Source organism: Pseudomonas sp. URIL14HWK12:I6 (assembly GCF_000514195.1).
Lineage (GTDB): Bacteria > Pseudomonadota > Gammaproteobacteria > Pseudomonadales > Pseudomonadaceae > Aquipseudomonas > Aquipseudomonas putida_A.
The window spans coordinates 83,051-96,939 of sequence record NZ_AZVL01000005.1; the positions used below are offsets into that span (position 1 = coordinate 83,051).

General features: G+C 49.4%; 10 protein-coding genes and 2 pseudogenes. 6 read left to right on the top strand and 6 right to left on the bottom strand.

Annotation, left to right across the window (positions count from 1 at the left end):
- Nucleotides 1-68: 68 nt before the first annotated feature.
- Together H043_RS29690 and H043_RS30660 are read right to left on the bottom strand one after the other, a co-directional pair.
- Nucleotides 69-313, bottom strand: a pseudogene (locus H043_RS29690) (transposase); the annotation flags it as partial.
- Nucleotides 314-332: 19 nt separating this feature from the next.
- Nucleotides 333-535: pseudogene (locus H043_RS30660) on the bottom strand (transposase); the annotation flags it as partial.
- 770 nt (nucleotides 536-1,305) lie between these two features.
- Here H043_RS30660 and H043_RS29010 point away from each other — a divergent pair.
- The 5 genes from H043_RS29010 to H043_RS0110485 all read left to right on the top strand — a co-directional run bounded on the left by H043_RS29010 (nucleotide 1,306) and on the right by H043_RS0110485 (nucleotide 6,504).
- Complete coding sequence (locus H043_RS29010; protein WP_049827839.1) at nucleotides 1,306-3,084, top strand: Mu transposase C-terminal domain-containing protein; 1,779 nt, start codon at nucleotides 1,306-1,308, stop codon at nucleotides 3,082-3,084.
- Between the two features lie 169 nt (nucleotides 3,085-3,253).
- The gene (locus tag H043_RS0110470) at nucleotides 3,254-4,159 is read left to right on the top strand and encodes a TniB family NTP-binding protein (protein ID WP_256214175.1); all 906 of its coding nucleotides are present in this window, start codon (nucleotides 3,254-3,256) and stop codon (nucleotides 4,157-4,159) included.
- Nucleotides 4,156-4,965, top strand: a complete 810-nt coding sequence (locus H043_RS0110475) for a hypothetical protein (protein WP_027611817.1) — start codon at nucleotides 4,156-4,158, stop codon at nucleotides 4,963-4,965. Before H043_RS0110470 ends, H043_RS0110475 begins: the two co-directional genes overlap by 4 nt.
- A 4-nt stretch (nucleotides 4,966-4,969) precedes the next feature.
- Nucleotides 4,970-6,034, top strand: coding sequence for a hypothetical protein (locus H043_RS29015; protein WP_049827840.1), 1,065 nt, complete (start codon nucleotides 4,970-4,972; stop codon nucleotides 6,032-6,034).
- Nucleotides 6,031-6,504 carry a hypothetical protein gene (locus tag H043_RS0110485; protein ID WP_027611819.1) on the top strand — a complete coding sequence of 158 codons (474 nt, stop codon included), beginning with the start codon at nucleotides 6,031-6,033 and terminating at the stop codon, nucleotides 6,502-6,504. Before H043_RS29015 ends, H043_RS0110485 begins: the two co-directional genes overlap by 4 nt.
- A gap of 231 nt (nucleotides 6,505-6,735) precedes the next feature.
- Here the strand turns inward: H043_RS0110485 and H043_RS0110490 are convergent, their stop codons facing one another.
- The 4 genes from H043_RS0110490 to H043_RS0110505 all read right to left on the bottom strand — a co-directional run bounded on the left by H043_RS0110490 (nucleotide 6,736) and on the right by H043_RS0110505 (nucleotide 10,870).
- Complete coding sequence (locus H043_RS0110490) at nucleotides 6,736-6,990, bottom strand: type B 50S ribosomal protein L31 (protein WP_027611820.1); 255 nt, start codon at nucleotides 6,988-6,990, stop codon at nucleotides 6,736-6,738.
- Nucleotides 6,991-7,291: 301 nt separating this feature from the next.
- Complete coding sequence (locus H043_RS0110495; protein ID WP_027611821.1) at nucleotides 7,292-8,788, bottom strand: FRG domain-containing protein; 1,497 nt, start codon at nucleotides 8,786-8,788, stop codon at nucleotides 7,292-7,294.
- A 169-nt stretch (nucleotides 8,789-8,957) separates the two neighbouring features.
- Nucleotides 8,958-9,626, bottom strand: a complete 669-nt coding sequence (locus tag H043_RS0110500; protein ID WP_027611822.1) for an HNH endonuclease — start codon at nucleotides 9,624-9,626, stop codon at nucleotides 8,958-8,960.
- On the bottom strand, nucleotides 9,623-10,870 hold the full coding sequence (locus tag H043_RS0110505; protein WP_027611823.1) for an AAA family ATPase: 1,248 nt from the start codon (nucleotides 10,868-10,870) through the stop codon (nucleotides 9,623-9,625). Before H043_RS0110505 ends, H043_RS0110500 begins: the two co-directional genes overlap by 4 nt.
- Before the next feature lie 613 nt (nucleotides 10,871-11,483).
- Here H043_RS0110505 and H043_RS0110510 point away from each other — a divergent pair.
- Nucleotides 11,484-13,640, top strand: a complete 2,157-nt coding sequence (locus H043_RS0110510; RefSeq protein WP_027611824.1) for an AAA family ATPase — start codon at nucleotides 11,484-11,486, stop codon at nucleotides 13,638-13,640.
- Nucleotides 13,641-13,889: the final 249 nt, after the last annotated feature.

The following is a 13,889-nucleotide window of genomic DNA, read 5'->3' on the forward strand; positions in this document are numbered from 1 at the left end:
TTGCGCTGCTGCGTCGGAAAGCCACGGCCTAATGTGATGGCTCAAAGGCCGTGGACATCATGGGGCATCAACCAGATCGAGCATACAATTGCCCATGGCCGGATCTGGTTTTCGGCCTGGTCGTTATCGATGGGCACGGCTCCATTTTTCAGATAGCGCGTCCGCGCCCAGCGTTTAAGACTGTAATCCAGAATCTTGGCCGTTGCTGATCCGTAGGGCGCAAGATCACGCTGGCCAGCTTCCAGTTGTGCAGCGTTTCAAGGATCGGTGCTGCCTGTTCTTGCCGTATTCGCCACCGGTCTTCATCGCTCAAACGCGCCGTCGTCTAGTCAGTCACGGAACCGTTGCTACACCGTAACTCACAGAAATAAACGATCCAGCAGGTCACGTCAGGCAACGCCCGAGCAGAGGATCAGAAAAGGCCATTGAGCGTCAGCCAATTATCACTTCGCGATCGACCCATCTTCTGTTCCGGGGAAACCAGATCCTTGATCAATTCCCAGGCCGCATCGTGGAGTTCTTGGTGCTTTGCCAAGAAGGCCACTAGTCAATCAGGACGGCGGCTCTACCTGCACTGACTTATCGTACAGAACCTAACGTGTTTCTCTGTTTCGATGCAGACAAGCCCAGATCCAGCCCTAGGCACATCGCCTCTTCGGCAGCAACGCTGCCGCCTGCTCTTTGACCCCAAATCACACTCTCACAGGCAAATGATCTCAGTTCGGTGGCAAGCCATACAGGCCAGACACGAACGCCGGGACGAGGACAAATAACGCCTGATACATGTCAATATAACTTTAATTCGACGCCTCTAAATCTCCGCAAACATCAATATATGTATTATTCGTCCACTCTAGCCGACTAACTTGATTTGAAAACAAAATTTCAAGTTTATTGGTCAAAAATTTCGATTGTTTCCAGCCAGGCCTGCACGCAATGCTTCGATTGGACAAATCGGAAGTTATAATCGCAGGCGATTAACGCGCAAATTGAAGTGCAAATAAAATAAAAAATAAAATGCCTTCGAAATTCTGAAAGCCCCGATCTAGAGGGGGGTTCATTTAAAAATAAATACGTCGAAAAATTAATTCGCTATTTATTTTCTCAGTTCTTTGCGCTCCTGGCCGGCCTATTGCGGACTTTGTTCGGATGAGATTAACTAATTTCGCTTCGACGCAATCGAAGTGTGTAACTACCGCTCTTTAAAAAAACTAATGCAATAGATCGAAGGCCATCATCGCAGCGCCGATGTGCGTAATAAGCGTGCTGCGTCAGAAGGACTTCATTCTGTATGGACAATCACCAATGAAAAAAGTGACCGAGGAACACATTTCGCGAGCCAAGGCTACATTGAGCTCAAAAAGTACCGTCCGCGAAGTAGAGCGACACAAGTTGGCGGCATCACGGTACACCATTTTAAAGGACTACAAAGACGGCCATCTGAACGCCAAGAAAGCGATGAGCCTACTGGGCTTAAAAAAGACGGTGTTTTACCAGCTGATCAAGCGCATGGAAGGCGCTACCAGCTACCGGACAATCGTTACGGATAGCCCGGGACGCAAAGACGGCCTGATGGTGACCAATTCAGAGGTGCTAAAGCTCATCGAAGAGATGTTTCTTGAGCACTATCCGGAATCGAAGAAAGTCTCAGTCGTTTGGAAAGCTTGCCAGGCACAGGCGGACAACAGAAGGATGCTGCGACCCAGCTACCACACAGTCAAACGCTGGATTGAAGCCAAAGGCGAGCGGTTGTTGTACGCCGAGACGCACTCCACTGACCAGACCAAGCAAAGGTATGAGGCAAGGGCAGGGTACAAGGTCACTACAAGGCCTCTGGAGTGGGTGCAGTTCGACCATACCGTCGTTGATCTACTCGTCGTGGATGAAAACGATCGTAACGTCATCATTGGGCGACCTTGGATCAGCCTCGCTGTGGATCTACACACCCGTGTGGTTCTAGGGTTTTACCTGTCGTTCCTGCCGCCCAGTGCCGTCTCGGTGGCCATGCTGATGGAAAGCTGCGTTTTACCCAAGGATCCGTTTCTCGCGAAACTTGGACTCCCTGGGCATTTGCTGCCGATGCATGGCTTACCCGAGGTGATTCACACCGACAACGCAAAGGAGTTCATTTCCGATGTCTTTGTGCTGAACGCCAAGGATTTTGGTATCGATGTACAGCACAGGGACATCCCCCAAAAGCACCAAGGGGGTCACATTGAAAGTCTGATTGGCAAGTTGATGCTCAACACGGTTCACGGGCTGCCTGGCAGTACGGGATCGAACACGGTCCAGCGCAAGCATCTGAGAAGCGCGAAGCGCGCAGGCATTACGTTGACGGGCCTGCGAGAGATCCTTTGTTATCACTTCCACGCCTATCACGACTCCAAGCATTCTGCCTTGGGGAAAACACCTGAGGAGGCATGGAACGAGCATTACGCGAAATACCCGGGACCCAAGGTGCTCGAGGCGGCGCAGCACGAAGACTTCAAGTATCGGTTTTATCCCGAGATCCATGATAAGCAGATTGTTCCTGAGGGCATTGAGTTGTTTCGCAGGTTTTACTTCGATTCAGCGATCAAGCATCGAGTCCGAGAAAAAGTGCTGATCAAGTACGATCCGTACGATCTCAGTTTCATTTTTGCCAACCTGGATGGCACTTGGACCAAAATTCCATGCAGGAGGAACAACTTTAATAAAAGCATCGATTTTGAAACGTACCGTTGGCAACGCCAACAAAAAGGAGCTCGAGACGGCACGATGGGCAAGGCAGGGGCGCAGTCATTTGCTGAAGCGCACAAGGTTAAAAAAGCCGAGATGGCATTAACCACCAAAGAGAAACGTCAAAGGAAGGCACAGAAAGGTAAGGAGGACTACAAAGAACAAGCAACCACTCATAACCAAACGCCCATTAAAAAAGCGATTAATGATTCTTCGAAAACGAAGATGACCGCGACAACAAAAATCAATCCAAAATCTCAGAAAAAGGACAAAACCAACGTCTACGACATTAGCAAATTGTTTCAGCGCGACACCGCTGTTGATTTCGATGAAGAACCAATTTTTTATGACAGCGACACTCGCTAGTTGCATTGTCTGCTCCCCATCCATCAAAAGATGGGGTAACACCCCTCGTTCGATCTATTGCATGAATCTAACTGGCGCATCGATACAGGTGATGCGCCATGCACTTTATAGATTTAAAACTCTGTTCATCTGAACAGGCTCTTAACATTAAAAAACATGAGGCATGTTTATGTCCAAGTACCCGCACGTCCACGCTTCGGCATTACAGCACTTTGATAAAACCGATGAAGGCAGGCTCTTGGCCTGTGCCAATGATTTCTGGGTCCATCATCCGAGCGCACAAAAAATCTTCATGAGGATGCAGATGGCCATGAAAACAAGGAACAAGATCAATGCACCCAGCATGCTGATCATTGCCCCTCCCGGAGGCGGGAAATCGGCCATGATCGAAAAGATGAAAATGGATAATCAAACATCCGAAAACAAGATGATTTTCGTGACCATGCACCAGAGCCCAAATGGGTATTCGCTTCGCGATCTTATCCTCAGCGAGATGGGGCTTGGCGTCGGGCGAAGGGCTCGGCAAGGCGACAATATTACCCCAGAAATGCAATACAAAATTCGCACTGAGAACATTAGGGGCATTGCGCTCGACGAAATTCATGATGCGCTGATGCTGACTGAGGTTCAGCAACGAATCAACTTGTCGCTGTTGAAAAACCTTTCGGGTTCAACTTACGGATTGTCAGTGTTTGCCTTCGGCATTCCGGAAGCTGCAAAGGTGCTTCGTCGCGATCCGCAATTGGAGCGGCGTTATCCGTTGGTCTCTCTGCCCAGCTGGAAAAATGGCCCCGAATTTCGCAATTTCGTGGCCACATACATCCATCACTTGCCGCTGAAGAAACCGACGAACTTCAAGGATCAAATGCTGGTTTTGAAGATCGAGGAAAAAAGTGGCGGTCTCATGGACAACGTCGTCAAAATTATCCAGGCCTCTGCGATGGCCAGCATTCTGGATGGTTCTGAGCACATCAATCATCGCCACCTCGACAACATCGAAGAGATCATGGCTGACTTCAACTACGCGCTCCAGGTCTATGAACCTGAGGACGCCGATGAAGGCGACGTGGCGTGAATCTGGATGCACGTCGCGTTATCGCTCGCAGCGTGCTGGAAGGCCGTCATGGCTTCCAGTTTCGCTGGGATTCATGGACTCAAGCGCATGACGCGCTTGAGTCACTGTTCAAGTCAACCGCAGGCTCCGTTGCCATGGTGCGAGGTCCAGTTGGAGCAGGCATCACCAGTTTGTTGGATGCATTTATCGCCGCTCATTCTACGAAGGTGATTGTTGTTCGGCATGACATATTCTTAAACCGTGTGAATCTGGTCGATCGAGTTCAGCAGAAGGTGTTTCCAACTTGTGAGTTCGGATGGCTTAAGCGGGTGCCGAAGAGCCTGATCGAGTTCGTAAAACTGACTGGCCGCAGGACAATTGTGGTTGATGACGCAGACATCATTAGTCACGACAAGAATTCGGCCGAGGTCATCATTGACGACATGCTCAAATTTGCCCTCAGCGACGCTGAGATGCTGGTCATATTTTCAACGCGCCGAGTCCCCCTGCAAAACCTGTTCTGTAAAATAAATGCAGTTCAAACAGCTGACATTTCTCTGAGCGGCTCGCTGACGGCTCAACACTGGGTCGACCTGAAAGATCAGTTTTGCCACTGGGCCGACTCTCGATACGGTCTGAACATCCGGGAGCACGCCGAAGATCTCTTTGCAACTGCCATTGGCTCGCTTGAAATTGCTCAAGCGATGTCAACGCTTGAAGTGCTCTATTGCGCAGCGCTCCTTTGCGACCAAATGCCGACGACAAAGCTTGAGGCACTGACCACGGAAGATTTGAAATGGGAGGTGCAGTGTGTCGCATACGGTTGAATCAATGCAGGATGGCAACGCTGCAATCCTGCTTCAAGGCACGAGGCGCCTGGAACAGCTGGGAATCAGTGCACCCATGACTGGAGAAAGCCTATCGTCCTGGAGTTATCGGATAAATCTGCAGATCGAAACGCCCATTTTCGATCATCCAACGTACGTTTCAGCTGCTCGCGGAATTGAACAGAGTGATGTCCTTGATTCACCCAGGATCAGATTTGTTGATCCCGACGGCGTGGCATCCAACGATTGGGTAGACGACTGCGTCAAAACCCTAGGCATCGCTCGACAATGGTTCGAGTGTCAGTTTCCATTTTTCGAGCGCCCCTACGTGCCTTTACGGTATCGACGAGCCTTCTGTTACCAATGTCTTGCGCAGAGCGTGCGAGCGACAGGATTGCCTGCATGGAAATCAGAGTGGCGGCATCTTGCGCAACCCTTGTGCAGCGTGCACGCCGCTCCTCTCCTGGACGCTCCTGTTTCAATCGCACTGGCATTTGACCACCCGGTACGCGCGTTTACTTGGTATTGGGACTCGCCGGGTGCCAAGCAACATTGCGAGCTTCTTTGCAATGCCTGGCCACTTCGAAGTGCATTCGCCTTCGACGTGCAACGGCGCATTTATACGCTTCGTGCAAGCGCATCTGATCATCTGGAGCGGGCTCAGATTGACGGGTTCATATTGTCTCTGATGCGAGCGGTCATGATGCCTTGCTTGCACTATACCTTTCCTAAAATCGCGTTTTCAGGTTGGGGAGGGCCTAACTTCTACCCCCGTGATGCTTTTTATCTCAACTTTTACCAAGAAATTTATCGTGCATCTTCTATTGCAAGAACAAGCGCGCTTTATCTGTGTGGACTGCTTTTAGGATGGATCACGGAAGAGGAGGGAAGCTCGACCAACGCCGAAGGTTATTTTATGCCAGCTCGAGCGTGGATTATCTGGGAGCTAATGGAGGAGCATTTTAACCTAATGACGTTGCTCGGCGACGAGCTTCGTCATTACGAAAGCAGAAGCCTTAACATTTCAATGCTTGCCGATATTCCCCGCGGCTGGAGGCCAATAGCATGAAGTATGTGTTTGCGTGGTACTGGCGTCCGGCATTTCATGTTCATTTGCCCGGTGAACACGTGAACTATCGCGTGATCGTGTGTTTGCAAGTGAACGGGGGGACTGGTGAGATACTGTCCTATTCGATCATCTTTGCAGATCGGGTCAAAAATGTGCATCGGATGCCGTTCGAGAAACGTGACAGTGGGGAGCTATTCTCCAGGACCAATGCGTTACGAATGGATTATAAGAAGCATCTTTTCAAGCTTGACACAAACTCTCTCAGGAATTCGTCAGACCCTGTTCGCTTCAAAAGGACGGATTCTAATGGTGATTTTGAAAGGAGATGGTTGCGAAATTTCTATGATTGGCAACGACGTGAATTGGAGCAGGTGGCTGATCCCTATAACATCATGCTGGGTACGCTGAAGCAGATGTTGGAATGCGCTATCCGTCGAATGAATAGTGAGACGCTGGCCCAGGCCCTTTAGGGCTTTTCATCAATGCCAAACAAGCATTGAACATTCCCGCTGCAGGGTGACGAACAACCATCGCCAGGTGTGTTTTCGGCTCACGGAACCAATCGAAAGTAGGGCGACTTTGGAGGCTCACTTTGCATCAACGACCGTAGGCAGTCGACGCTCCAAAAAGCAACCCCTTGAATCAAGGGGCTGCTAGAGATTGCTGATTGGCAGTTGAAGAAAGTCATCCATCGGAGGCCCTTAGCGTGCGCTAAAGCCTGCAAAACGTTTGTTGAAGCCAGCAATTCGCCCTTCGCTGGTCGCTTTGCGTTGCTGATGCGTATACACCGGATGAGAGGCACTCGATACATCCAATGCGACATAGGGGTAGGTGTTGCCATCACTGTGCTTTTGCGTGCTGTTGGTGTGTGCGGTAGAGCCGATGAGAAAAAATGCATCCGCAGCGGTGTCGTGGAACAACACTGGACGATAGTTCGGATGAGTAGCTGCTTTCATGGTGTTCTCCGTTCTCAAGTGACAATGACAGATTGACGAAGATATCGGCGCTGGCCTGGAGAGCATCCGCCGACGACTGATGGCAATCATCGTGCAATTGTGACGGCAAACAGAATCATTTTAGATGATGTTAATAATCTTATAGACGAATATGGCCATTAATTGGGAAATCGCCTGGGCTCGTGAGCCGCGTCACGCAGTCCACACGAAGGCAGACCCCAGTCTAAGAAATCAGCCTTGTTGTGGGCGGCTGCCACTCCGGTCACGCAGACGCTTAGACCCGCTCTACACGCGGAATACGCTATGGGAGGCCCAACACCTCTAGGTTTGCAGGATTAAACAGCACGACCGGTCGCTTCATTGCGAGCTGAGACGGAATTATCTGCCGGGCAAAAATATTCGCGAGGCGTTTGAAGTCGAACATGAGACGAGGATCATGGGTATGTTTGAATGCGCCGTGTATGGACGATATCGATTCCGGTTCCCGTAGATTGGCCATCCATGCCGGCTCCAGGGCCTCAAACAATCCCTTATCAGAGCAGTATGCCCTGGAATACGAACCGTCTTGGTTTCCAAACTCCACGTAAATCGCATCAGCAATCCAGCCCGTAAATGCCTGGTCAGCCCGCTTACCGTCGAACGATTGGCAGTCTGGAAGTGCACAAAGAATCACCAAGGCAGAAAAGGCACTCGCGATATCGTTGTCCGTAAAGGGGAGGTTACGCATCCCATTCCATGCGGCACGCGTCGAGGATATGAAGAGGTGTTCATTCACATCGCTGGGCAGGCCTGTAAAACTCCATTCGACGGCCTCTGCCCTTATTTTTGGCTGCAAACTCAAGGCACTGTTGATTGAGTGGCGTATTTGATCGGCAGGGCTAGGGGCTGCGGGGTCACTACGCAGTGTCACTGGTATTCGGCGGCCAACGGTTGAGTCAAAGTGCTCAACCGAGGAGGAGAGCCAATCTTTTAATGCGAAGTCGCTCCATTGCTCAGCCGCTACCAGAGGGGAGATAAACGACTCTTTTCGGTACGTTTCAGGCTCGCTGAGCGCTATGTGCTTGAGCAGGCTCTGCTTTCCTGCAGCTTCAGCCATCGCCCGAAGCGCAGCCTCACTTTCGACTCTATGTTCTTTGAAAAAATACGCATCCAGCGACTGCTCGAGGGCACTCTTGTGGACAGGGTATATCTGATCTCGAGAAGGATATGCAGGAGTACCACTCCAAGGAAAAACGATTCGATCCAACTCGTAGTGCTGATACCACGAGTGGTTAGCAAACAAAAAATGTCCGTGTTGAGATTGCAAACGCCATAAATTCGGCACATCTACTGTCACGGGCATTGCTTGCAAATGCATGAACGCTTTGTCCATTTTTAGATCATTATAAAACTCCACGAGATGAGTCGTGTTGAGACAATAGATAACTGAGTTTCCTTCCTCGACAGGCAAAGTTGTTGCATCAGAAGCAAAAAAGCCGGCAATGGAAGGCTCTGTCGTGAAGTCGATATACGAGGTGGCGACGCCGTAATGTTGAAGCACGGCAACCAGTGCATCAATGTTCTCTTCTTGCAACAGGTAAGCGAGCGCCGGGTGTGCTTGAGCCCATGTGAAAAATCTATTCAGCTTCGCTTTAATTTCGATTTGTGCACCCGGGTTTTGGTGCAACTTGCGCTCAAGTGACGACGCTGGATTCCATTCGCGCAGCTGGCCTCGAAACCAGTCATATTGTCCTTTGCGCTTAAGTTCCGTTGCAATCGCAACAGCCTCTTCAACGTTGGCGGCTTTCAAGATCGTCACTATCGTATTCCTTGGGTCTTCAGCTATCGATAAGTAGTCCTTCGTCAACACCACGCGCGCATTCAGATACCTGAAGGTCTCAGCTGACAAGTGATCGATAACCGCTAAGCGTGTTGAGTACGGTTATAAGTCGCTAGAAGCGTGGATTCAATAGCGCCTGATCGGGCACTCATTTTCCGCCCAGATCATTTCTGAAATCGAGAGCTGCATCGATTGTCCTCATGAAGCGCTTCAGCCGATTTTTTTGTCTCTTTTCCATAATGAGTGCAAACTCAGTACGTTCTTCGATCGATTTTAGTGACGACAGACGAAACAGAGCAATGTGCTTGTTACCCTGTGGGGTATCAGACTTTATGATTTTACTGACACTGCCGCTGTACTTGAAATGCTCTTCGGGGGCATGAAAGAAAGGGTGCCAACTTTCGTAGTTGTAACGCGCTGAAAGACAACCTGAGGTTGCCATTCTCTTATGATTTATGTGTTGTGCCAGCGAATCATATCGCCCCTTTAAATTGCGATTGCAGTTGATGCAGGATAAAACAATGTTATACGGATTAAACATCAGTTTAAGGTATTTTTCTTTCGGAAGTATATGTTCTCGATCGGCAGGTTCGCGCATGATCGGAGTGCCACAATAGGCACAGCGCCCTTTTTGTTCATGTTTGAGCTGATTGTAAATTTTCTTTTTTATGCGTTTCATCGCATTGGTTTGAATAGAGTCCCAAGACAAATGACTGAAGTCAGCATCTGCGGTGACTTCTTTTATATAAGAATGCTCTGCAGCTGATAGCGAGAACCCTTTGTACACGCGAATTTGCCACGTCCACTTGGTACTCACTTAGCCACCTCTTCCAGATCCGCAATGATGCTGTGTACAGGATCTTCCGGTGATAATGTGTATTGCTTAAGCTTCGCTATATACGCTCTTGCTTCTAATTTTGAGGGTTCGTCGGCTGCGATAATCTCACAGGCTTGCAGTAAGAGTTTTTCCAGTTGGATCGATCGATAGCTGCCTACCTTGAATCCATCCACCGAGGCAATGTCGACGCTCCAGCCATTCATGGAGTCGATGCGCTCGCTGGTCAACATGCCATCCTGTTTCGCCAACGAAATGATTGATGTGTTTAGATGAGAGCAATTGATGGCGACAAAAGGGGAATGCGTTGCGATAACGTATTTGAAGTCTTCGTCGCCAAACAGTTGTTCCAATAAAGGGATGTAGCGCGCTTGCCAGTCAGGATGCAGACTGATTTCGGGTTCATCAATCAGCAACGTGGCTTTGCGACCCACATACAGGCACACCTGAATCAAGGTGAAAAAAATGTGCTTCTGTCCTGAGCTTAAGAAGTTAAGATTTCCGGTCTGGTGATTACCAATATTGAGCGAGAAATTTCTGATGATTCCAAGCTTTCGGAGCTTGGGTATGAATGAAAACGCCTTGATCGTATCGTGGTCACTGAGTTCAAGGTGCCGTTCAAATTTAGTGTTTTCTTCTTCTGCGCCCAGCGCACGTAAGCAGAGATGTATCTGATCTCGCTGTAGATCTTCTTTGTCCAGGATTTTGTCGATAGCTTCCTGAGTCGCCAGATCCGTTTCCAGGCTTTCAAGATCTAAAATTGATCGCCCACGCCTGGCCGTCACTGCCCGGGCAATGTATCGATCTATACTGCTTTCAGCAAAACCAGTTAAGCATTCACCCTTGATACTAAGGGTATAGGAAGTTTCCAAAAATTCACAGATTTGTGCGATGCGGCCTTCAAATCCCGGAATGGATGCGCCTTTGAGCAAATTTTCAAAAATTTTATTATCGATGGTATTGGTATGTGTCGAGTTGCTGGTCGATTTGACACCGAGATATTGGTAATAAGCTTTGCTTGAAAATGGAAATTTATCAGTAATCGAGAACGATAATGCAAGCACTAATTTTTTTTGGAAAGCTAGTTTTTCTGCAAGCATCGCCAAAATATTGCTCTTGCCGCGTCCATTTTTTCCGATCATCAAAACGTAGCGATTTTTATTGATCTCATTTATCACATCAGTTGAAACTTTTTCAATGAAATTCGAGTATTCGAGGGTATCCATGCTTTTCTCTTATAGTCGTACGTCGAAGTAGTTGAAAGAAATACCACTGTCCTGACGTGAATTGAATTATCTAAATTTTAACATGGTGTGATTGCCTTTTGCCACTATAGCGGTGTATTTTTTTCTAAAAAGTTAGAATATTTCTTGGTTCAAATTGAGAGCGGGCAGGGCGCGCTTTTTCAATTGCCAGATAAACTGCCATGCCTTTGGCTGTGCATGTGTGACACACATGAGAATTGTTATTAATCAATTTTGAATTGGAGTTTAACGCGGCTAATTCGAGTTCCGCACTTTGAAAATCTTGATCCGATGATGATTTTTCTGCAATTAAGCCAAGGCAGAAACACAGCGGGCGGCTAACTTCAATTCAGTCACGAGCGTGATCTACTGGGCGACGCGCAAGCCCGACCGCCAAGCTGGGCATTTCCGAGCACGGCGAGCGCATCACGTCAGTGATACTCGTTGGTGCAGTAATGCGCATGCATCGCTGCAGATACAGGGGAGCCCTTGGGCGATTTGTGATGGCACAGTCTCATCATCGGCGCTGTTCAAAGCGGACAACTCGAATTAACATGATGTCTTGTAACTAAATCCGCCTCGCAGGGACAGCACAATGATCAAGAATATTGTTCTGCGCAACGTTTCAAGCTACGACCCCAACGTAGACACGTCCATTGGCCCGCTGACGCGAGTCAACATTTTCTACGGACAGAACGGGACCGGCAAAACCACCATCAGCAATTTTCTGCAAAATCCGACCTCATCGGATCACTCCTCGTGCCGTATAGACCCTGTCGACGCTGAACGGGAAATACTGGTCTACAACCACACATTCATGGAGCAAAACTTTCACGCCAGTGTCCAGCCGGGTGTTTTCACCTTGAATGAAGGCAACATTGAGGCGGAGGCTGCGCTGAAGGCAGCAGAGGACGCGATCAAGGTCCTTAGCGAGGAGCAGCAGGCGGAAATTGCTGACGGGAAGGAATTGAAAGCGGCACAGGAAACGCTTTCCGCTGCGCTTAAAGACCAGATGTGGCTACAAAAAAAGCCGTATGACAGTGGCCCGTTGAGCTACTGCCTTAGCGGAATCAATACCAAGGATCGGTTGCACGATAAACTCGTGCCGCTGAAGTTCAAGTCGACGGCCGATACTGCTGAGTCATTGGCAGCAGAAGCCTCGGAGCTGCAGTCCGCCAGTGACACGGAGCTTGAGGGCATTGCGTCTTTCGCATTCTATGCGGGCGACATAGAAACGAAGCCTATTTTCCAAGAGACCATTGCGGGCTCTGGCGACTCTTATCTGTCGGTTCTGATTCAGGAATTAGGCAACTCGGACTGGATCAAGCAATCCTTCAAGTTTGTCGACAAAACTGACAACCACTGCCCATTCTGCCAGCAAGCGCTGCCGAATGACTTTTACGCGCAGCTGGAAAAGGTATTCGATAAGACGTACGAGCTTCGCATCGAGGAGTTGGCAACACTGCAAACCCGCTATCAGAGCGGTGTTGATCAGTTGCTTCTTCAGCTTGATAAACCTGAATATCAGGGCAAGTCATTTCTCGCGCACGTGGTCACCTTGAAATCTGCATTGCAGCAGAATATTCAGCGTATTGAAGCCAAAATGGCTAGCCCTTCGGCCCCCGTTAGCCTCACGGTGACCGTCACATTGATCGCCGATCTAAACGCTGCAGTCCAGGTCGAGCAGGACAAAATCGATGCCATAAACCTGAAAATCAGGGACAAGAAAACCCATCTTGAGCAGATCAAGGAGCGTTTTTGGAACCTTTTGCGCGGCAGCTGCGATGCCATGATCGTTAAAGCTACCAAGGAGCATCGTGAATACGATGACAAATTGGCCGCGAAGCGAGATGCAATAAGGCTGATACTGGGCAAAATCAAAACGCACCAGGAAACGATCGTCGAAAGCCGCGCCAAAATCACGAATATCGACCAGGCCATTGGGAATATCAACCGATGGCTCGGCGTGCTGGGTCTGAAGGGCTTTGAGCTACTGAGGGAGGAGGGTGAGGTTCCACAGTATCGACTACACCGACCTGACCAAAAAGATGGCGTGTTCAAGACACTGAGCGAAGGTGAGAAAACGCTGATTTCGTTTTTGTATTTTTTGGAGGTTTGCAACGGCGACCTGGATGACAAAACCAGCAAGCTCAAAAGCAATCGGATTATCGTGATCGATGACCCAATCTCCAGCCTGTCCCACAACTACATCTACGACATTGCCTCGCTGATCAGACGACAGGTCTTGACCCCCAAAGCGAGATTCAAACAAGTCATCATTCTCACGCATAACCTGTTTTTCTTTCACGAAATGATCAAGCTGATGCCGGCAGCCAAGAATGAGGAACCGCCTTTCGCATTGTTCCGGATCACCAAGTCGCAGTTCAGCTCGGTCACCACCATGCTGGAGAAGGAAGTGCAGAACGACTATCAATCGTTCTGGCAGGCCATCAAGGACGCCTTGGCCGGGCGCACATCCACCAATGTGATCCCGAACATGATGAGAAATATCCTGGAATATTATTTCTCGTTTGTGCACCGTCAGGATTCACTGGGATCGGTACTCGCAGACTTGGCCGATGAAAATCCGGAGTTCCGAGCACTGTACCGTTACATCAGTCGCCAATCCCATGCGGATGCGGTCAATCTGACCGATTTCGGTGAAATTGATCCCACGCAATACGTCGCGCGGTTCAGGGAGGTGTTTGTGAAAACGAATTTCGAGTCGCATTTCGACAAGATGATGAGTTGATTCGAAGCCGCTGCGAGCGCACCCACTCGTTCAGCTCGCTGCGTTTTTGGGAGGCTTGATCGCACTCCACGCAGCGAGTCAATAGCCCGGGAGGAGCAGCTTTCCGGGCTTTTTTTCGAGTGGAACTTACTTGTTATTCGCCATTTTTGGATTTTTTATAAGGTCTCGGGCCGCCGCCCAAACTGGCTCTGGTCAAGCTCAACAGTGCCTGATAGCATTGTGCCCGCAGCTACCACCGAAGGACTCTCC